The organism is Flavobacterium sp. LAR06, assembly GCF_041946075.1.
In the GTDB taxonomy this organism is placed as follows: Bacteria; Bacteroidota; Bacteroidia; order Flavobacteriales; family Flavobacteriaceae; genus Flavobacterium.
On sequence record NZ_JAUTYT010000018.1, the window covers coordinates 69,799 to 93,035 of the forward strand.

Here is a 23,237-nt window from a genome sequence, read left to right on the forward strand (position 1 = left end):
CGTTATTGTTTGTATGTTTCTTTTGAGTGGTGCAAATGTACAAATTAGATTGTAGAATTCCTGACTATAAAATTAGATTTTTTTCAATAAAACCTTTATAAAATAAGGACTTGTAAATCTTTAACACAATTATTTCGAAAAATCTTATTAAATCTTAGTAATCAAAATACCAATTGAAGACATCAGTGCGCAGTCCGATGGTGAACCATGTTGTACTTTGTTTGAAAGTTGTAGCTGTTTCTTGTGTTGGGTCAAAATTTCTATAGATAAAGCTTCCAAACAGCTTCAAATTCGTCATTGGATTTATTAGATAACCAGCCTGAATATCTGCAATAAGAACACTTGTTTTGTTTCCCTGCCCTACTTTTACACCAGTATCGTATGGTCGCTTTTCATCGTAACTTTTATAAATATTACCTCCGTAATTATAACTATCCTCAGTGGTATCAAAATCCAAGCCTCTCGTACCCATTGTAAACTTAGCATCACCAAAATAACGTCCTTTATGATATCGGCCAATTACCAGCAGCTCATTAAAATTTCCACCCCATTGATGTCCCACACTTTGATTATTATGACCATAGTTTGTTATAACAGCGCTATGTGAGTACACATAAGGACGAACATGATTGTATTCTAATTGCAGCAATAAATCCTTCACTTTAAAAGCATTGAAATATTTTGCCCCTAATTGATAACCAAACTTATTAGCCCAACTCTGCTCTCCTCCTGTCATATCTCCAGCTGAAAATTCATCCAACAAAAATTGACCATACAAATTAACTGTATTGTTCCACTTATATTTAGCTGTAAATCCCAAAAGTGCATTTCCACTTCTAGAAGATGAAGCAAACTCAACAGTACGATAAAAAATAATTGGATTTACAAAATTAACATCAAAACCTCTATTATTGCTATCGGTCCAAACCACAGATTCAAAAAAGCCTAAATTTAATTTATTCGAAACATTCCAGCTTAAATAATGATTTGCCATGAATTTTGTCGCATATGTTTTTTCAACCGTAACATCAGGACGAACATCTTTTAACCACATATACGTGTTCGTATATTTTATTTTCCAAAAAGTGGTGTTGATTTTAAAATACGGATAGGGACTGGCTCCATCACTTTCTAACAAAGAACGGTAACCGTCTCCAATAAAATTCCTTCCGTAGCCTAACTGAAAATCAAAAAACTTGCTTGGCGTGTAGGTAATATTAGCTTCTGCCAAAGGAAAATCGTATGCATCTGTTTTAAATCTTTTTGCAATACCAACCCCTGGAATAATTGCCGGATTTCCTCCAGAAGGTTTTAATGTTTCGGCATAATCATTAAAATAACCCGCAAATCTTCCCTGGCTTTCAAAAACTGTGGTTGTAAAATTTATTTGTTTTCCCAAACCACCTCTAAAATTAAGAGCTCGCGTATTTACGTAGGTATATGACGCATCAAGATCTGATGCTTTACCCATTTGCAAATCAACTAGAGGATTTAAAGCCAACCAGTAATCTTCTCCCTGTATCTGAACCAAATTCTCATTCCACCATTTTCTTCCCAACCAGGTTGAAGCCTTTTTTTTAAGCGACTCATTAAGAGTTTTTAAATCATAATATTTAGAAACCTCAGCATAAGTATAAGGCTTTGAAGCAGTATGATTGTTACTTCCAACCTGGTTCATTGCACCATCAAATTGCGCATAATAACTATGCGAAAACGGAATATTTAAATGGCTTTCGAATTCAGGATTATTGTATTTTTTATACACGATACTATCAAGCTCCGTCATTGGCTTTTCGACTGGCTTTAAAATTTCTGCAGCTGCCAAAGCTTCAGCCTCTATTTGCTCTGAACTTTTTAGCGGAATATTTATCGAAATTGTATATTTTGAATACGTTGGTTTTCCATTATAAGTTGATGGTTTAATGTGAGGAAATTGACCAAAAACCCTTTTCGCTTCTTCAGCTAAGACATCATTAGCTGCGTTCACATAGATCACTTTAAAAACACCAGTTGCATCTACTTCGAAAAGCACTTTTACTTCACCTTTATAATTGGTTTGTTTTAAGTTTTCAGTAACTTTAAAATTATTAAACACAAAATCCTGAACTTCTTTATAGAAACAATTTTCCAGTTTTTTAGATTCTAAATTTTCGCAATTTGGAAAAACAGGAAATTGTTCAATTGTGAAACCGGGCTTTACAGAAGAATTATTAATTTCCTGGGCAGAAACAAATAAAGCAGTTAATGTTAAAATAAAGGGCAAAAAAATCTTATTCACGTAAATTTTGGTTTTCATTTAATAATCATTTGGGGCATTCTCTCTGTTTGCAATTTCTTTTGCTGCCGAAGTTCCGATTCGTTTAACACCTAAACCAATCATTTCAATTGCATCTTTGTACGATCTTACTCCTCCGGCTGCTTTTATTGGCAAGGGTGATGCATTTTCCAGCATCATTATAATAGATGCCATTGTTGCTCCGTTTGGTAAATCATTTTCAGTTTTATAAAAACCTGTCGAGGATTTTACAAATACCGAAGCATAGTCGTCTTCTTTAAAATTTGATATGACTACATTTTTTATCAATGCAGAAATTTGCATAATTTCTTTATCTGTCAAAGCGGCAACTTCAATTATCCATTTTACAGTTTTATTTTGCGCTAATCCAATTTGTGTACCGTAAACAATCTCTTGTTTCAACAAAGCAATCTCACCATTTTTAAAAGCTTCATAATTGCACACAAAATCTAAATCATCAGCTCCATCTTCTATTGCCTGATTCGCTTCTTTAATCTTATCTTCGATTGAAGATTTGCCTTCAGGAAAATCTATTACCGTTCCAACAAGTAAATTCGAGTTAGCTTTCAAAATCATTTCTTTAGCCAAACTAACATGTTTTGGCCGAATCATAATCAGTTTAAAACCTTCTGTAATTGCTTCCTGAATTACATTTTTAACAATGTCAATATTTTCCTCTTCCGAAAGCCCAGCATGGGAAGCAGTTTTCAAATATGTCGAATCTAAATATTGCTTTATATTCATGACTTTGCTATTACATCGAATTTTGACAAAAATACATTTTAATTCTAAATAAAAACATTGCTATTTAAGCTTGATTTTTTTTGAAAATAAAAAAACCCACCGAGGTGGGTTTCTTATGAAATTATATTTTATCCAATTTCCTTCTGAAAGCGATTGCAGTAAAAACCGCAATGGCCCCCCCAATTGTATTTGCTAAAATATCTGTTACATCTGCTGCTCTTGTTACCGTAAAAACACCTTGTAAGATTTCGATTGTGATTCCGAAAAAAACAGAAAATATAAACGAAACCAGATAAGCTTTATAATCATTAGCTTCTCTTCCTTTAAGCTCTTTTTTGAAAAACAAAATCCAGGAAATTGTAAATCCAAAATGAAAACAAAAATGTACAACTTTGTCTATACTTGGGAAATTTACAGCAGGAATATTACTTGAGTCTGTCAAACAAAAATAAGAAATGATTCCCGAGCAAATAATTGCCCAAATAAGCAATAATTGTTTAGGCACCGATAAGTTGTTTATAAGCTTCATCAGATAATAAAGAATCTATTTCTGATGCATCAGCAATTTTAATTTTAATCATCCATCCAGCTCCGTAAGGATCAGAGTTAACTGTTTCTGGTGCGCTTTCCAAGCTATCATTAAAAGCAATAATTTCTCCTGTTAAAGGCAAGAATAAATCAGAAACTGTTTTTACAGCTTCTACTGTACCAAAAACCTCATCTTTATCCAATGTCTGATCTAAAGTTTCTACTTCAACATACACTATATCTCCAAGCTCTTTTTGAGCGAAATGCGTAATTCCTACAGTTGCAACATCTCCTTCGATGCTAACCCATTCGTGATCTTTTGTGTACTTTAAATTTGCTGGTATGCTCATAATACTATGTTTGAAATTGATAATTGAATTTTTTAGCCACAAATGTAACAATCTTCTAATGAAATCCCGTTTAGAAACTAAAAAAATTAATTCCCGAAATTATATCGCAGTGTAAAACCTGAACGAATGTTCGTTAACGGAAATGAAGTTGATATTACAGCTTTTGAGAACGAGTGATCGTAATAAAATATTGCAGTCAGGTTTTTACTAAATGCATAATCAGCTGTAAGTTTTAATGACCAGATATTCTGACCAGCTGCAAGCTGATTGTTATCATAATCCAGGTAACGCACTAACGTCTGATTATTTCTATAGGAGAAATCAGCCTTTATATTAATATCACTTTTTATAATTCCCGTTGGATTGTCTGCAAGTCTTGAAGAGAAAATAACATCTTTAAAACGATATCCTAAACCAACAATATACTCCAGACCTTTAACCTCTGTCAATAAATTATTATCAAAACTCATCGATAATGCCCTGTCTTTTTTAATTTCTGTCAAGACTCTTAAAGAGCTCTTCAATTCAAAATCCATACGGATAAGTGGACTAAATTGCTCTACTAAATTGACATTAGACATAATAGTTTCATTATAGAAATTGGTATTAACATCCTGCCCGCCCGGTTTCTCATTATAATCAAAGTTAGACCTAAACTGATTTATAGTATAGGATGCTCTATAATTATGCTGTAATGAAAAACGTCTAAATTTATCTTTAAAATATTTGTATCGCATTAAACCGTTGTACTTAATACTCCAGTTTGGAATTGGGAAACTTCTAAAAATATCGGTCGAACTACTTGAAGCATTACCTCCGGAATAGGCAGCCAAAAATGAAGGCAACAAAACGGCCTGATTACTTTTTGTAAAGCCTATTGGATATCCCTGATTAGATGTGTAAATCTCTCTCTTCTGCTTATCAGGGTCGTTATTAGGATCTACCGGTGGCGCCGGAATTGGATTAGCTGCATCTCCATATCGAGGAATAGCGGCTCCTGCACCATAATGCTCTTCAGCAAGTCGATTTGCAATAACCAAACGATTATTTCTAAAATCATCAAAAGCTGCAGATTCAATTTCATTACTGGTCGAAAAGGATGTTTTAATTAATACAGTTGAAATAGAGAACATCCCATAAGTGTATGGTGATAAAGGCGTATATTGTTTACCTCCAAGTGTATCAATAACACTATACTGTTCTGATGAGTTTTCAGAATAGGCACGATCCATTGCCAAATCAATCTTTAAATCAGGCAACAAATCGATATTGGCTGTGATTTTCAAAAGTTTGTTTGTTACTTGTGTAAAGTTCTGATTGAAATTATCATAATCCGTCAACCACCCATTTTTCGCAGCCTCATAACGTACATCATCCTGACTTCCAAAAACGAATCCCAACGAAGGTTTTGCCGTTCCAAAGAAACCAACTCCAGGTGTATAACCTGGCAATACTGTCCCACTATTCTTAGTATAATTAACCTGAATGTTTTTTACACTCGTCAAAATTCCAATCATTCCATCGTAAAATGGACTACTATTATTTATTGGTTTAGCTGTATTGACAATTTTTTCTCCCGGTTTTGGCGGAGCAGTCGCTTTAGGTTTTGCAGATTTTGCACCCGGAGTCAAACCTAAATACTTATACAACATATTCATATTAAGGGTTGTTGTCAGCGTATTCGAATTAGCATTCTGAATCGTATTCCCTAAATCAAACATATTCCCATCCGGATCAACATATTGAGACAATGCTGTTGAAGATCGTTGCCAACTATAATCAGCCGTATAGGAATAACTCGCTTTCACAAAACTTAAAAGAGGAATCTTATTAATTGGAATATCGTAGTTCAATACTAATTGCTGTAAGTGTTGATTTGGTGTTCCTACATCCCAATAACTATCCCAAATATTAAAATCTTCTTTAGGAGTATTATCTTCATTCATATAATTTTTTACAATATTATTTGAAGCAGCATTATAATTTATTTTTAATGATTTTGTCAAATTATAACCAAAACCATATTGATAATTAAATGCAAAATTTCGTCTGTAAAGTGGTTCAAGCCCAATTCCCTGCGTCTCTACATCTCTATATTGCTGGCGATTGCTCTGTCTTAAAATATTTGTATTAAATGTTATATTCGATGGTAAGTAATTAAAGTTAAAATCGCTCAACATTTTCCAATATTCACTTTTCTTCATAAACTTTGTATCCTTGAAAGGAACTACTTCTTTTGGCTGAAAAGTATAAGCATAATTCACAGCAGTGTTTGACTGCTCATCCTCATAGTCTTCGACTTCATAATCATGACGTTCCACCTGATTGTAGGATTGCGAAAATGTAAAGTTTTCCACATCATAAACATGAGGCTTTTGTTCAGGAGCACGATCTTTTCTAACACCAATAAAGTTGATACTTTTTCGCTTTGTATAATCTACAGCACGCGTTCTGATATTATCTTTTTCATCCGGATCAGTTGTCTCATTTAACAATTGATCTAGTTTTATATCCTGATTAAAAGGATCGTATTCCGGCGTAATTACTTCTTCTCCTATCGCATAATTAAAAGGTAAATTAATTCCCCATTTTTGAGGCAATAATTTTCCTAAATTTAAATTTGTTACAATGTTGTATTGCTGAATATCTTCACGATCTCTTTCATTGGCACCTTGCTCCAAAGATCCAAAACCAATCGTGCTTTTTCTACCGACAGCAGAAAGTGTTGCAAAATCAGCCATATTGGTGTCGACATTTAATAACGCAGCCATACCTCCTTTGTTATCCAAATCAGACATACGAAGCTCATTAAACCAAACTTCTCCTTTAATATCTTTATGATCTGCCCTACTTTTTACCCCCACCATTAAATTTCTTACTAAACCAAAATTAGGATTTCCTTTGATCCCTAATTTCAATCTACCATCACCATCTCCTCCACTTAAACTCAAATCGTCATCTGGGTAATAAACTCCATTTATATCTCTCTTAGTAGAATTAATATCGATACTCATTGCCTGAATTTTCATCTTGGTCAAGAGTTCCATTGCCAAATCAATATTATTCTCGTCAAGCCAAACCAAATCAGGACTGATCGTACACGAACCACCAGTTCTTGTAACTTTTAAAGGAATTTCGACCTGATAATAGTTCTGAGTAAAATCATTTCCAAAACGAATGAATCCTACCATTTCATCATCTAACAATGTATTTTCGTTAGGTAATTGTTCGGCATGCAAGAACATTTTAAGTTTTTTGTATTGACGCATATCAACACTAACATTCTTAAATACCGCTCTGGAATCCTGATATTGTAAACCTGTTCCACCCACTCTCAATGCTAATGATTGCTCATTTTGATTGATAATAGTATTGTTATTATACAATTGTTCTCTCTGAACTCCTGGCGGGATAACATAATTCACAGGACATTTTGTACCATTTTCCTGAATGTTAACTGCTGCAACATCAAATTCGGTACCATCATCATCAGGGTTCGTATCGTTGGCATCAAGTGTACCGGTATATCTTCTCCACTCTCCTCTTACCAAATCCAATGCTCCAAAACGCATGGTCATCTGGTTGTTAAAACCAGTCATAAACATACGCATGAAACGAATAGATCTAAAATCTGTAATGTTTCCAATTGTATTTTGCGGCTGAGCAACAGGAATTTTAAACTGAATCCATCTTGCGTTTGTTGTACCTCCATTTGGCAATTCTATATTAGTTACTTCACGGATGTCTGTAATATAATTTTGACCTACCTGCATTCCCGGTTTTACATCAATACTGTATTCATAATAGGCATTAATAGTACTCATTGTATTGTCACGATTAATATCCTCAACATCAGGTAAAGTAGTTGATCCACGATTAGGATCATCAACACTTACAGCTGAATTCCCTTCAACACCATTGTATTTTTTATAGCGATCTAAAACACCACCTTCTGTATTTAAATAATACGTATAGTTATCCGCCGCCGGATCTTCTTCTCCTCCATAATTAGTGTAAACACTACCTTCTTGCGAATTTGGAAGACCATCCAAACCAACGTCCTGATTTTTACGATTATCCGGATTTGTATCAAATGCATAAATTAAGGATTGAGAAGCGGGAACGTCTCCCCAAATTGGTCGAGGATTTACCATTACCTGATCCGGACCTAATCCGTTTTCATATTGTTTTCTTTGATCTTTTAAAACATCTTCAGAGATTTCACCTAAATTGAAATAGATTTTACCTGTATTGTTTGGTTGTGCCTCTGCATTTCCAACATAAGGATCAAGTATCCAAAACTGGATATACTCTACATTCCCTTGCTCAAAATTGGTTGAATTAAGAGAACGCATAATTCCACCAAAATTCGACGTTGCAGGATCACTACTAAAACTAGGATTATTATTATATGGTCCACGCTCAGAAGGAAAATAAGTTAAATCAAGTGTATTAATAACCTGTATCTGGCCCTGAGCAATATCAGTATTTGGATATAACTCTTTACTATAAATCCTTCTCGTTGTATTTAGAGACAAATCGTCATTTGAAATTCCGGATGGTTTGGAAGAATAAAAAACAGGATCAATTGTATACCAAGCTAATTTTGAACGTTTATAGCCATATTCTAATGTATTAGAATTGGCATTAAAAGTATTATCATTTATAGAATTCAAATAAGGTGTTGATGCCAGACTCCAGGCATATGCTGATCGCATATCGATTGTAGATTGCGACCCCTCAAAATCATCAACATAAATTGTTGCTTCCCCTTCAAAATCACTGGCTTTTGGAGCATCCGGTTTTAAGAAAGCAACTTCACCGCGTATGGAAAGGTTAGAAGGAACATCGGTGTCAATATTAGGCAATTTATTAGCTAATCTGGTTAAAAAAGGAACTTCTGTTGCATAATTTCCATTAAAACCAAAAATCGTATTATTTACAGATTCCTGACCATAACTTGATTTTTGTGTAAAAGGCTTCTCAGTCATTTTAAGATAGGTTCCTCCAACAACAAAATTATCCGAAATTTTATGCTCGATATTGAATCCCATAAATCTTCGGGTCTGTTGTCCGAAAATAGAATTATTTTCCAACGAAACCTCGATTGGTGTATTGGATGACTGAAGAGAAGGATCAAGAATCTGAACCCTACCCAATTGATAATCGACACTATAATCAACACCTTCCACAAGTCTTCTTCCCGCTGCCATAACAACAACGGAACCTTGTGGCACATTAAATGCCCCGATTGGAATACCATTACTTCCAGATGATTTATACTTTCCTCTTAATAAGAATTTGTTTTTATCACTATCCTGTAAAGCACCGGATTGTGTATTTTTGTACATATTCCTAAATACATATTTCTGCTGATTTGCATTATATGTCGTTGGATCATTATAACTTTCACCAGAACCTGAATTTTGCAATTTCTTAAATAACAATTCTCCAAAGGGCTCTTTCGTTGTAAAAATAATTCGACCATTTTGGACATCAACCGTTATACCTGGAAGGTAATCAAAGAAACCATCACCACCTGTTTGCGGGTCATTGTTATAATTTAATCTGTCTAAATTAAAAACATTCAATAATGGCGTTTGATCAACTTTATTATCTGGTGTTGGATTAGCCGGAAAAGTTGATCCCTGTACAGGCGTAATATAATTTATTGGAGAAGGATCAGTGTAAAGAATATTTAACCTGAAATCATCTTGTTTTATCTGATAAGCTTGTGGTATTTGATACACGTTTTTCATCATCAAATCCCAAACCGGATTTTGAACGTTGGTTAAACTACTTTTCAGCATTTTTAAAATCAAACTTTGCGAAATAATAGCCTGATTTGAATTATTATTTCCGGTAACAACGGTTGCATCAACACCGTCACTACCAAATTCCCCTACCTGATAGATTTTTCCACCAACGGTATATTCAAAAGCAACTGCTAAAATTTCATCATTTGCCAAACGTTGCTGTAAAGAGATATATCCTAATTGCGGATTAAAAGTAAATTCATTTGCAGTTAATTTTCTGGCATTTTCTAATATCGAATAATCAGTTCCTTCACTAACATTTGTGTTATTGAATCCTGATTTTGCTGTTACAATTTCTCTAATATTAGAGTTTAAATAGGATCCAGCCTGACCAATGGCCTCAGGATCATATTTGTTATTATTGTTGTCTGTTGGAGAGTCAATTGGATTATTAAAAAATCCTGTTGAAGAACTAATAACCACAACTTCATTATCCGGAATTCCGGTAATTTGTCCTTCTCCTAAATCCTGAAGTGCAATAACATTTCTTAAATTATTGCTGGTAGTACTTACACGATTTTGTTTGTTTGTAACCCAAACTTCTATTCTGGTAATCTGTACACGGCTATCAATAAAAGGATATCCTTTTAAAGAAGCATCATATTTATTTCTAAAATATTGAGATAAGAAAAAGTGTCTGTCATTATCATAATCTAAAGCATATAGATCGAAGTTCTGAACTGTACCACCTCCTTCGGCTACAACACTCTTAGTTTGCGATTTTTGTTCCGAGAAAACACCGGTAACCGTAGTTTTTCCAAATTGTAGTTGCGTCTTAACTCCAAACAAACTTTGAGCCCCACGAATTAAAGTACTATTCAAGGGCATGCTCACATTACCAACTTCTACTTTCTGAATAATATCATCCTCTGAAGGGGTATACGCTAATTTAAATAAGTTTTGAAAAGCAAATGTAGATTGTGTATCGTAATTTGCGTTTACCTCAAGGCGCGTCCCTACCTTTCCCATTAAACTCATACTGATTCGCTGATCAAAATCAAATGTCAGGCTGGATCTGTTTCTTGGTGAAAATGAAGGATTATCTTGTTTAGTATAACGAATTCCCAAATCCATTTCAACTGAACCTGTGGGCTTTACGTCAATGGTATTACTACCAAAAATACTTTCAAAAAGACTTGAGTTGATATAGTATCGAGGTAATAAATCTTTTTTAGCCGCTTCACTTCCCGTTTTTTTACCGTCGATCGCGTCCATTTTCTTTCTGAAATAATCTCTTCTGGATTCTTTCAAAACCAAATCTTCGTACTCTTTCGGGGTTAAAATAATTGGATAATCTATTGAAAAACCATCAACAGAATTAGTATAAATATATCGGTCTGTAGCCGGATCATATTTATAAGCCGATGAAATACTTGGTGGATTTTTAAGTTCTACTTTACCAACAGAAAACTGCGTTTTAGTTGTATCCTGAACTGATTGATTTACTTGCGCACGCAAAAAATTACCGCAAAGTAAAAACAGCAACAAAATACAAATTTTACGCATACAACAATGTGGTCTTAAATTAGATTACAGACTTTTCAAGGCTCTTTTGATAATGGTCTCAACGGTAGCTTCGGGATCTTCTTTTACGATCTTTTCCACTACTTTTTCTGAAGTTTTTCGAACAAAACCCAGAACTTCCAAAGCAGATAACGCTTCATCTCGGTTTGTATTGTTTTGAACAACGGAAACTTCATCTAAATCGTATAACTTTAACACTTTTTCTTTCAAATCAAGTATAACACGCTGTGCAGTTTTATTTCCAATCCCTTTAATTGACTGAATTAAACCGACATCTCCTGAAGCAATAGCATTTATTATTTGTCTTGGCTCGATTGAAGATAACATTGTTCTCGCAATATTAGCTCCGATGCCCGAAACAGATAACAACATTCTAAATATTTCACGCTCTGATTTTTCAACAAAACCAAATAATGTATGCGCATCTTCTTTAATTTGAAGATGCGTATACAATTTTATAAAATCAGCATTAGGGATTAATGAAAAGGTGTGTAAAGAAATATTTACATGGTATCCCACTCCACCACAATCAATTACAACTTCTGTGGGATTTTTTTCAACTAACTTTCCCTGCAAATGTGCTATCATAGTATAATTTATGGTATCAAATATAATAAAAATGCAATAAAAATAAGACAATATTATTTGATCCTTATTATATTGACTATTTAGCTAACTTATTTTTTTTGTTGGCTTTTTCCTGAGCATCAATCACTGCTATTGCAGCCATATTAACCATTTCTTCAACGCTTGCGCCTAATTGGAAAATGTGAACCGGTTTACCCATACCCATCATGATTGGCCCAATTGAATTTACTTTATACAATTCTTTCAATAGTTTATAAGTAATATTAGCCGACTCTAAGTTAGGGAAAATTAAGGTATTTACCTTCTTTCCAGCTAATTTAGAAAATGGAAATTTCTCTGCAAGCATTTCCTGATTTAAAGCAAAATCTGCCTGAATTTCTCCATCAACAATTAAGTCCGGATGATTTTTATGTAAATAAGCTACTGCCTCTCTAACTTTTGAAGCACTCTGACTTGTTGAAGATCCAAAATTAGAATAAGAAACCATTGCTATAACTGGCTCAACTCCAAACATTTTCGCCGTTTTAGCCGTCATTATAGCAATATTAATTAAATCTTCAGCAGAAGGATTTATATTAATTGCAGTATCTGACAAGAACATTGGTCCGCGTGATGTCAACATCATATTTGCAGTGGCAACTAATGAAGCATTATGTGCTTTTTCAATTAATTGTAACATTGGTTTTACAACGCTTGGATAACTTCTTGTATGACCAGTCACTAAAGCATCTGCTTCACCTTCATTGACCATCATGGCAGCGAAATAATTTCTTTCGCGCATGTATTTTTGTGCATCCAATAACGAAACACCTCTTCTCTCTCTTGTTTCCCAATAGGATTTAGCAAATCTATTTCTTCTTGGCTCTTCTTCGTTAGTTTTAGGATCGATGATTTCAAGTTCAGCATCAAAACCTAACTCTGCCTTAAGTTCTAAGATAACTTCTTTATTTCCTAATAAAATTGGAAAACCAATTCCGTCTTCATGAACAATTTGTGCTGCTTTTAAAACGTTTAACTGATCTGCTTCTGCAAAAACAATTCGTTTTGGATCCATTTTAGCACGGTTTGTCATCAAACGAACCATTTTATTATCATTCCCCATACGTTCACGAAGCACATCTTCATAAGCTGCCCAGTCTGTAATAGGATTTTTTGCAACTCCAGATTCCATTGCTGCTTTTGCAACAGCGGGAGCCACGATAGTAATTAACCTTGGATCAAATGGTTTAGGAATAATGTAGTCCTGACCAAAACCTAATTTTGTTGCGCCATAAGCTACGTTAACCTGTTCTGGAACTGGTTCTTTAGCCAATATTGCCAATGCTTTTACAGCAGCCATTTTCATAGCTTCGTTAATTTTTGTCGCTCTAACATCTAAGGCTCCTCTAAAAATATATGGAAAACCTAAAACGTTATTTACCTGATTAGGAAAATCTGAACGCCCTGTAGCCATAATAACATCTTTTCGTGTTTCTACAGCTAAATTATAATCGATTTCCGGATTTGGATTTGCCATTGCAAAGACAATCGGATTATCCTTCATAGTCAATAACATTGAAGGCGAAAGAATGTCTCCTGAAGATAAACCGATGAAAACGTCAGCTCCGTTTACAGCCTCGGCTAATTCTATTTTAGGGCCATCAACAGCATATTTTAATTGCAAGTCTGATAGTGAAGGATTGTCTTTTGTCAAAAGTCCTTTACTATTAAACATTCTAATATTTTCGACTTTTACGCCTAATAGAACATATAAATCAGTGCAAGCTATCGCAGCCGAACCTGCTCCAGAAACTACCACTTTTACATCTTCTGCCTTTTTCCCTGCTAATTCAAGCGCATTGATTAAAGCTGCTGAAGAGATAATTGCTGTTCCGTGCTGATCATCATGCATTACAGGAATATCCAATTCTTCAACCAGTCTTCTTTCAATTTCAAAAGATTCCGGCGCTTTAATATCTTCCAGATTGATTCCTCCAAAAGTTGGAGCAATATTTTTTACCGTCTGAATAAATTCTTCAACATTTTCTGTATTAACTTCAATATCAAAAACGTCAATATCAGAGAATATCTTGAAGAGTAATCCTTTTCCCTCCATTACTGGTTTAGAGGCTTCCGGACCGATATTTCCTAAACCTAAAACAGCTGTACCGTTTGAGATAACGGCAACTAAATTTCCTTTTGCTGTATATTTATAAACGTCATCTACGTTTGCTGCAATTTCTAAACACGGCTCTGCAACACCTGGCGAATAAGCCAAAGACAAATCTCTTTGGGTTGCATATTTTTTTGTTGGAACTACCTGAATTTTTCCTGGAGTTGGTTCTGAATGGTACAGTAACGCTTCTCTTCTTTTACTCTCTTTGTTCATTATTTTTAGCTTTTATTCTAGCTTACAAAGATATAAGTCTTGTTTTAAAATGGCGTGTTTTTATAGGTTTCTTTTGTTAAAATAACATTTTATAAAAGGCAAAAAAAAATAGTCCAAGACAATTTGGACTATTTAATAAACTTTATTTTTAAACTTTAATTACTGTGAAATATAAGAGTTTAAATGATTAATTGTGTCTTTTTGAATTTCGATAATTGCTTTCACAACATCGCTAATTGAGATAATTCCCACCACAATTTCATCCTCTAAAACCGGTAAATGTCTGATTCTTTTTGTACTCATCAGCTCCATACAATCCTCAATATTGTTTGAAAGATTTACTGAAAAAACGTTGCTTTCCATAATTTCATGCACAAAGGTTTCTTTTGAGGATTTGTCTTTTAAAACAATTTTTCGGGCATAATCTCTTTCAGAAAGTATTCCTTTTAAGTCGGTTCCATCAATCACAAGGATAGCCCCTATGTTTTTTTCTCCCATTACTTTTAATGCTTCGTACACGGTAGTTGTTGAAAGTACGGAATAAACATTTTTACCTTTCGCGTTTAGTATTTGATTTACAGTCATATCTGAAAAATTTTAGGACTATAAAGTTAAAAAAAAATACACGTAAATAACAGTCAATGCCGTTTTTTAAGAGCTAACTTATTCATTTTAAATATAATACATCATATTTTGCATTTTCAAAACTTTCCAGCAAATAAAAGACCCAATTCTAAAGTTTTTTTGCAAAAAACACAACATATTTTATTTTCAATATCTTACAACAAGCAAAAAAGACTTTCTAAAGTTTAGAAAGGTTTTTTATTGATTAAAAAGATAATTTACAAATTTGTAATTATAAATTCGCTTCGTCTGTTTTGTTCATGTTGTTTTTCGGTACATTTTACACCATCAGCACATTGGTTAACTAACTTGGTTTCTCCATATCCTTTTGCCCTTAATCTACTTTCATCAATTCCTTTCTGAACTAGCCAGCTTTTAGTAGACTGCGCTCTCTTCTCAGACAAAATCATATTATTCTCATCGGATTGTCTGCAGTCTGTATGAGAACGTATATCAAGTTTTATAGCTGGATATTGATTTAACATATCTACTATTTTTTGTAATTGAGGTTCTGACGTTTTTTTAATAGTCGCTTTACCCAGGTCAAAAAAGTTCATTGGAATATGGAGTAATTTTGCCAAATCCGTTCCCACTTTTATTGCTCCAATCTTGACTGGACTAACAGAGACTTTCTTTACTTCAATCGCTTTTGCCGTCATTGGCTTAAAGGTTTTATCCATTATAATCTCCAGGGTTGTTGATCCGTTTACCTTCTTTATTGTAACTGGAATTTCTTTTATTCCGTAATCACTTTTAGAAGCTCTTATACTATATTTTTTACCGCATTTTATTTTCGGAAAAACATACTTCCCTTTTTCATCAGAAACAATAGTCGAGATGGCATTAAAATTTTCATCAAATAAAGTAAGAGAAGCATTAGACAGCAATTCATTTGATTCGGCATCAGCTACTGATCCTGTTAGATCCTGTTCACATACTAGTTTTCTAGTTTCTGTAAATCGATAAACATCGTCCAAACCATGTCCGCTAATTCTGTTTGAAGAGAAATAACCATTTCTGTTTTTGCTATTGATTACAAAAGCAAAATCATCATGCTTGCCATTTATAGGTTCTCCAACATTTTGAACTTCATCAAAAGTTCTATCATCTTTTATTTTCGAAACAAAAACATCAAGTCCTCCTAAGCCCGGTCGTCCGTCAGAAGCAAAGTAGAGTTCATTTTCTTCAGAAATAAAAGGAAAAGTTTCTCTTGCTTCAGTATTAATTGTCACTCCTAAATTTTCCGGATTTCCATAAGTTCCATTTTCATTGATACTTACTTTATACAAATCTGATTGCCCTAAACTTCCTGGCATATCTGAAGCAAAATATAAAGTTTTTTCATCAACACTTAAAGCAGGATGTGCTGTACTATATTGGTCGCTATTAAATGGAAGTTCTTTTATATTTTCCCAATTCCCATTTACTAAATTAGCGCTGAATAATTTTAATAATGTTACCTGTTTTTCACTTTTTCCTCTTTTTCCATCTACAAAATTATTTCGGGTAAAATACATCGTTCTCCCATCTTTTGTGAAGATAGGTGTTGATTCATTGTACTTTACGTTTCCTTTTTTTATAAAAACTTTGGGTTCACCTACGTTTCCGTCAGGCATTAATTCTGCCACATATAATCTGGAAAATGCTCTGTTTGTCCACTTGAAACTATTTTTAGCAACACCTCCCGTATCTCGGGCGGAAGTAAAGATAATTTTGTTATCATAAATAGTGCTTCCGTAATCAGAATAGGAAGAATTCATTCCTGCATCTGCAATTTCGTATCGGCCTGAATTCGATTTTATATCTTCTAAATAATTTTTCTCCTTTCTGATTAAAGCTGCTCTTTTTTCTAAAACAGATCTTTGAGTGAATTTTTCTAAAATTTCATCTGCTTTACGATAATTCCCATCAGATTTAAGACATTGGGCATATCTGTATAAATATTCTGATTCTTGTTTTTCATTCATTTTAAACAACTCCTCATACCACTTTAAGGCTTCTTGCAATTCACCAATAAAATAGTGAGAATTACCCAATCGCTGTACAATTTTCTCATCCATGGTACCTTTGTTTACAATATTTTCATATGCTTTTATTGCATCTGCGTAAGCATAATCAGCATATTGTTTATCAGCAAATTTTGTATTTATTGTCTGACCGTTTATTTTGAAAAAAAAGCATAAAAAGAAAATCGTATAACTTAAATTTTTAATTCTCATTGTAGTTATAAATTAAAAGAATCTTGGAGATATCATTTTGCTATAATTATTAAAAAACTCGAAACGAAGGAAAATTTCATGTGAGCCTGAATTGTATTTTCTAAGATTAGTGGTTTCATGATCGTATCCATAACCTATATATAAACCGTCTGAAACCTGAAAACCAGCCATAGCACTTACTGATGCGCTCCAACGATAAGCAAGGCCTACCGTAAATTTTTCGTAGAACATAAAATTACCTGAAACATCAACCTGTAAAGGGGCACCCTGAACCATTTTGGTAAGCAATGCTGGTTTGAATTTGATATCATAATTAAGATCAAAAACATACCCTGCCATGAAATAATAGTTGATTTTTTCTTTGAAAATTGCTGTGTCATTATCTTCATAACGATTTGTTTCTATAAAATTAGGAATAGAAAATCCTAAATAAGCTTTATCAGAATGCCAATAAACACCCGCTCCAATATTGGGCGTAAATTTATTATCCAAACCCTGAAATTGAGGATCGTCCTGATCTTCGAAGCTTAACTTACTGACATCAAGATTAAAGAGATTTGCGGTGGCTTTTATTCCGAAAGAAAGTTTGAACGTTTCAGAAGTAGGTACACTATAGGATAAATCAGCTGAAAGTGTATTTTCATTTGTTGGTCCTATTTTATCATTTACTAATGAAACCCCCAATCCTAACTTACTGTTATTCAAAGGTGTATTTATTGAAAAAGTACTGGTTTCAGGTGCACCGTCAAGTCCTATCCATTGCGTACGATATAAACCAAAAACACTTAATGCACCACGTGATCCTGCATAGGCAGGATTAACCGAAATAGTGTTATACATGTATTGTGTAAACTGAGCATCCTGTTGCGCCGAGCATAGAACTGAAAAAAACACAAACACTAAGAAAATTAATCTTTTCATTTAATAAGGTTTAAAAACGGCTTAGTTACAAACTAAACCGTTTATCATTTTTTATTTATTAATATATAAGTAACCTGATAATTCATGTGGTTTTGATTCGCTGTCTTTATATTTCAGAATATAAAAATAGGTTCCGACAGGAAGGCCATCCGTTTCTTTTATGGTTGCACGTCCAGCTGAGATTCCGATAAAAGCTCTGTCTTCATTATTATAATGATCAATGTCATAGACTAACACACCCCAACGGTTATAGATTTCAACCGTATTTTCAGGGTAACATTCTAATCCCTGAATATAGAATCTGCTGTTTTTTGAATCTCCATTTGGAGAAAAAGCATTGTTAACTTTGATTAGACAGCCATTTAAAGGTAAAACTGTAGGCTTATCTTCTAAATTATTTGAATCATCCGACTTATCCTCAACAACAACACCTCTTCCACTTTGCCCTTTAACACTTGCCTGATTACTCACACTTCCGTGGTTGATATCATCTTGTGTAATTTTATATTGAGCTGAAAAATTAGTTTCGTCAGATTCATTTAGAGCTAAATTAATTGCCTGTCCAGAAAGCGTAATACCTGCTAAAGCATCTGTAATTGTAATTCCAACCAAAGGAACGTTACCTGTATTTGTCACTTTAAATTTATACGAGATGGTTTCACCTGCATTTGCAACTCCATTTCCATTCTCATCATTGAATATTGCTGTTTTAATGATTGCAATGGCCGGAACTTCAACAAAAACATTTAATGCTGCAGTAATACAGTTAGACAAATCTGCTTTTTCACAAATTCGATAAATTAGGGTATAATTTCCTCCCGGAGTATTTGGTTTTACATTTACACTTCCATCTGAATTAAATTCAAAATAAGGACTTTGCTGAATGTTAGAAATTACAATATCATTCGGATTAATTTTGATGCCATTTAACAAATCGTTATCCAGAACATTTATAAATTCAAGTTCTCCATTTATACCATCAACACTGGTTGCTGTATCATTCGTAGCTACAATTTGTTTTACCGGTGTTGGGTCAGGATCTGTTACATTTACTACTGAAACGGTTACAATTGCCTGACTACAATTAGATACATTTAGAGCATCACAAATTTGATAGGTTAGTTGATAATTCCCGGTAGGAGTTCCAGGCTTTATCTCAATTGAACCATCAGCTTTCAAGTTCAAATTAGGATTTGCAACCACAGTAGTTAAAACAACATTTGCAGGATTCACAACAGAACCATTTAATGTATCGTTATCAAATATATCTATAGTGGCACTTTGTCCTTTATCACTATCAATTGGTCCAGCAATATCATTATTTGCTTTTATTGCAAATGTTGGCCTTGCATTACACTGTGCTGTTGCAGGAGGATAATTTACAGCTACATTTACTGTAGAGTTTAATGAAAACTGCATTGTTACCCCGGTTCTGGTGTTTTCAAATCCATCTGCACCCTCAACCCATTGACCATTTGCCAACAACCATCCTGGCCAATCAATTCCAATTCCGTTATTATCAACAATTGCACCTGGCCATAAAACATTTCCTGTCAATGGTAAATTTGTTTGAGTAGCCACAACATTGTTTGCACTATCGATCCAATTTATTGTCAATAAACTATTAGGCGTAAAATTATCAGCCGCTACAATATACGACACATATGGAACATCATTAAAACAATAACTATTTGCAGTTACTGTCATTGTTGGCGCTATAACCGTTACTTTAATAGAGGCTGAACTACAATTTGTCGGATTTAACTTTTCACAGATCTGATATATCAATTCATATGTTCCAGCTGGTGCATTGGCTCCTAATATTGCTGTTCCGTCTGAATTTAATGTAATAAATCCGGTTGGATCTTCTGTTATTACAGAAAGAATCATATCTGAAGCTACAACCGGTAAGCCATTGTTAGTGTCATTTGCAAAAACATTCACAAGTGTTGTTGGCTGATTGATTCCAACTACCGATCCTATTATATCAGTATTAGCCTGTAAAACACCTGCTGTTACTACAACTTCTGAAATTACATTATCGCAATTTGTTGGGTTATTTACTTCGCAGATTTTATATTCTACATTGTAGACCCCTGCCGGAGTTCCTGCATCTATTTTTATACTACCATCTGCATTTAGTAAAAGTCCATTCGGAACTGACACTGGACTAAGACTAACTTGTCCAGGATTTGTTCCGATGACAACTGGACCGTCATTTAAAGTATCATTTGACACTAATGAAGTTGTTGTTCCCCCGATCGTTCCATTTATTGGAGCTGTCATTTCTTTTATCGCATCAATAACTGGTGCAATAACGGTTATTGTTACTGTTGCAGTTGCACAATTTGTTGTGTTTAATTCACATACCTGATAGGTCAAATAATAAGTTCCTGCCGGGGCATTGGCTTTTAAAACAATTGTACCATCTGAATTTAGTTTTATAAACCCTGTTGGGTCAACAACCGTTTCTGTGATAGTCACTTCTGATATCACTATTGGCAATCCTCCTTTGGTATCGTTTCCAAGAACATTTAATACAGTCGTTGCGTGATTTAATCCTACAATTGAAGTTGCCGTATCATCATTTATTATTAGCAATTCATTGACCGGATTTACTGTAATAAATAAATTTCCTGTCGCAGAATTGGTTCCATCTGTAATAGTATATATCACTTTTGGTACTGATCCATTATAATCTGGTTTTGGAACAAAAACATAACTACCATTCGCATTTATAGTAAGAGTTCCCTCAATTAAATTAGCTGTACTACCAATTGTATAAATTGTTGATCCAATAGCAAATTGACTTACTGTCAGTATATCGCCATCGACATCTGTATCATTAGCTAATAAATTATTTGGTGAATTTACCGTAACTGTTAAGGTTACATCTTCATCTGTTGAATTGGTATCATCAATCGCTACAGGAGCATCGTTTAGAGGGGTTACCGTTATAGCAAGAGTTCCGATATCCGTCAGGATACCATCGCTTAGAGTATAATTTACCGTATCGGTGCCATGGAAGTTTGCAGCAGGCATATAGGTATAAGAACCATCAGCTGCCAGTGTAAGAGTTCCACCCTGAGTTGTAATGAATGTTCCTGCAACTACAGTAAGCGCGTCCAGATTAACATCAGTATCATTGGCCGTAAGGTTTACTGTTGAAGTGAACAACGTATCTTCAATAGCTGTGATATTATCATTGATTGCCATCGGCGCGCAATTTGGTTTTGCATTTATAATTACTGATTCAGCAATTGAATTACATCCTGCTGCATTTTTAATAATTACATAGTAAGTACCCGAGATAAAACCTGATTTAGAATTGCTAGCCTGAAAATTTTGTCCATTATCAAAACTATAAATATCTGATGCATTTTGAACCGTTACAGTGATGGTACCTGTTACCGTTGTACACGTTGGCTGGGTCACAGCGCTTAGTGTTGGCACTGCAGGTGTTGAAGGCTGTGCGTTCACAACAGCGGCAACTGAATCCGATGAACTGCAAGATCCCAGTGTTGCTTTGATTGTATAACTTCCTTCCGGAGTTGTAACGGCATCATTAGTTTGTGTTACTCCTGTGGATGGTGTTATCGTATAAGTGTAAGCCGCATTATAATTGTCGATAGTAAAACTTCCTGTTGCTGTTGTACAGGTTGGCTGGGTCACAGCGCTTAGGGTTGGAACTGCAGGTGTTGATGGCTGCGCATTCACAACAACGGCAACTGAATCCGATGAGCTGCAAGATCCTAGTGTTGCTTGTATCGTATAACTTCCTTCAGGAGCTGTAACGGAATTTCCGCTTCTGGTAACTCCTGTTGACGGCGTTATGGTATAAGTATAAGTCGAATCGTAATTGTCAATGGTAAAACTTCCCGTTGCCGTTGCACACGTTGGTTGGGTCACAGCGCTTAGGGTTGGAACTGCAGGTGTTGATGGCTGTGCGTCAATTACAAATCCTATGTTTACAGAATCACAACCATTAGCTGTGGCTTTAATAGTGTAACTTCCTTCCGGAGCTGTAACAGTACCATTAGTTTGTGTTACTCCTGTGGATGGGGTTATCGTATAAGTATATGCCGCATTGTAATTGTCGATAGTAAAACTTCCTGTTGCTGTTGTACACGTTGGCTGGGTCACAGCGCTTAGTGTTGGAACTGCAGGTGTTGATGGCTGTGCGTTTACAACAGCCGCAACTGAATCCGATGAACTGCAAGATCCCAGTGTTGCTTTGATTGTATAACTTCCTTCCGGAGCTGTAACAGTACCACTAGTTTGTGTTACTCCTGTGGATGGGGTTATCGTATAAGTGTAAGCCGCATTGTAATTGTCGATAGTAAAACTTCCTGTTGCTGTTGTACATGTTGGCTGGGTCACAGCGCTTAGTGTTGGAACTGCAGGTGTTGATGACTGAGCGTTTACAACCGCCGCAACTGAATCAGCTGAACTGCAAGCGCCCAGTGTTGCTTTGATTGTATAACTTCCTTCCGGAGCTGTAACAGCACCATTAGTTTGTGTTACTCCTGTGGATGGTGTTATCGTATAAGTGTAAGCCGCATTGTAATTATCAATAGTAAAACTTCCCGTTGCTGTTGTACACGTTGGCTGGGTCACAGTGCTTAGGGTTGGAACTGCAGGTGTTGATGGCTGTGCGTCAATTACAAATCCTATGTTTACAGAATCACAACCATTAGCTGTGGCTTTAATAGTATAACTCCCTTCCGGTGCAGTAACAGCACCATTAGTTTGTGTTACTCCTGTGGATGGTGTTATGGTATAAGTATAAGTCGAATCGTAATTATCAATGGTAAAACTTCCCGTTGCCGTTGTACAGGTTGGCTGGGTCACAGCGCTTAGTGTTGGAACTGCTGGTGTTGATGGCTGTGCGTTCACAACAGCGGCAACTGAATCAGCTGAACTGCAAGCGCCCAGTGTTGCTTTGATTGTATAACTTCCTTCCGGAGCTGTAACAGTACCATTAGTTTGTGTTACTCCTGTGGATGGGGTTATCGTATAAGTATATGCCGCATTGTAATTGTCGATAGTAAAACTTCCTGTTGCTGTTGTACACGTTGGCTGGGTCACAGTGCTTAGGGTTGGAACTGCAGGTGTTGATGGCTGTGCGTCAATTACAAATCCTATGTTTACAGAATCACAACCATTAGCTGTGGCTTTAATAGTATAACTCCCTTCCGGTGCAGTAACAGCACCATTAGTTTGTGTTACTCCTGTGGATGGTGTTATGGTATAAGTATA

At 34.9% G+C, this 23,237-nt stretch carries 11 protein-coding genes; all 11 read right to left on the bottom strand.

The genetic code is table 11. From position 1 onward, the window contains the following. Positions 1–154: 154 nt before the first annotated feature. Positions 155–2,296, bottom strand: a complete 2,142-nt coding sequence (locus tag Q7C23_RS21040) for a gliding motility protein RemB (RefSeq protein WP_375034347.1) — start codon at positions 2,294–2,296, stop codon at positions 155–157. Further along, positions 2,297–3,040, bottom strand: coding sequence for a deoxyribose-phosphate aldolase (deoC, locus tag Q7C23_RS21045; protein ID WP_375034348.1), 744 nt, complete (start codon positions 3,038–3,040; stop codon positions 2,297–2,299). 121 nt (positions 3,041–3,161) lie between these two features. Then, complete coding sequence (locus tag Q7C23_RS21050) at positions 3,162–3,545, bottom strand: VanZ family protein (RefSeq protein ID WP_375034349.1); 384 nt, start codon at positions 3,543–3,545, stop codon at positions 3,162–3,164. Beyond that, positions 3,538–3,918, bottom strand: coding sequence for a glycine cleavage system protein GcvH (gene gcvH, locus Q7C23_RS21055; protein ID WP_056188370.1), 381 nt, complete (start codon positions 3,916–3,918; stop codon positions 3,538–3,540). Before gcvH ends, Q7C23_RS21050 begins: the two co-directional genes overlap by 8 nt. A gap of 86 nt (positions 3,919–4,004) precedes the next feature. Continuing rightward, positions 4,005–11,240 carry a cell surface protein SprA gene (gene sprA / locus Q7C23_RS21060; protein ID WP_375034350.1) on the bottom strand — a complete coding sequence of 2,412 codons (7,236 nt, stop codon included), beginning with the start codon at positions 11,238–11,240 and terminating at the stop codon, positions 4,005–4,007. 24 nt (positions 11,241–11,264) lie between these two features. Continuing rightward, positions 11,265–11,846 carry a Holliday junction branch migration protein RuvA gene (ruvA, locus tag Q7C23_RS21065; protein WP_194657951.1) on the bottom strand — a complete coding sequence of 194 codons (582 nt, stop codon included), beginning with the start codon at positions 11,844–11,846 and terminating at the stop codon, positions 11,265–11,267. Between the two features lie 76 nt (positions 11,847–11,922). Then, complete coding sequence (locus Q7C23_RS21070) at positions 11,923–14,214, bottom strand: NADP-dependent malic enzyme (protein ID WP_375034351.1); 2,292 nt, start codon at positions 14,212–14,214, stop codon at positions 11,923–11,925. Positions 14,215–14,373: 159 nt separating this feature from the next. Beyond that, the gene (locus Q7C23_RS21075) at positions 14,374–14,799 is read right to left on the bottom strand and encodes a CBS domain-containing protein (RefSeq protein ID WP_072975513.1); all 426 of its coding nucleotides are present in this window, start codon (positions 14,797–14,799) and stop codon (positions 14,374–14,376) included. 257 nt (positions 14,800–15,056) lie between these two features. After that, complete coding sequence (locus Q7C23_RS21080) at positions 15,057–17,057, bottom strand: OmpA family protein (protein ID WP_375034352.1); 2,001 nt, start codon at positions 17,055–17,057, stop codon at positions 15,057–15,059. Between the two features lie 12 nt (positions 17,058–17,069). Beyond that, complete coding sequence (locus Q7C23_RS21085; RefSeq protein ID WP_375034353.1) at positions 17,070–17,978, bottom strand: type IX secretion system membrane protein PorP/SprF; 909 nt, start codon at positions 17,976–17,978, stop codon at positions 17,070–17,072. Between the two features lie 51 nt (positions 17,979–18,029). Further along, a partial coding sequence (locus tag Q7C23_RS21090) for an Ig-like domain-containing protein (protein WP_375034354.1) occupies positions 18,030–23,237 on the bottom strand: 5,208 nt, incomplete at its 5' end.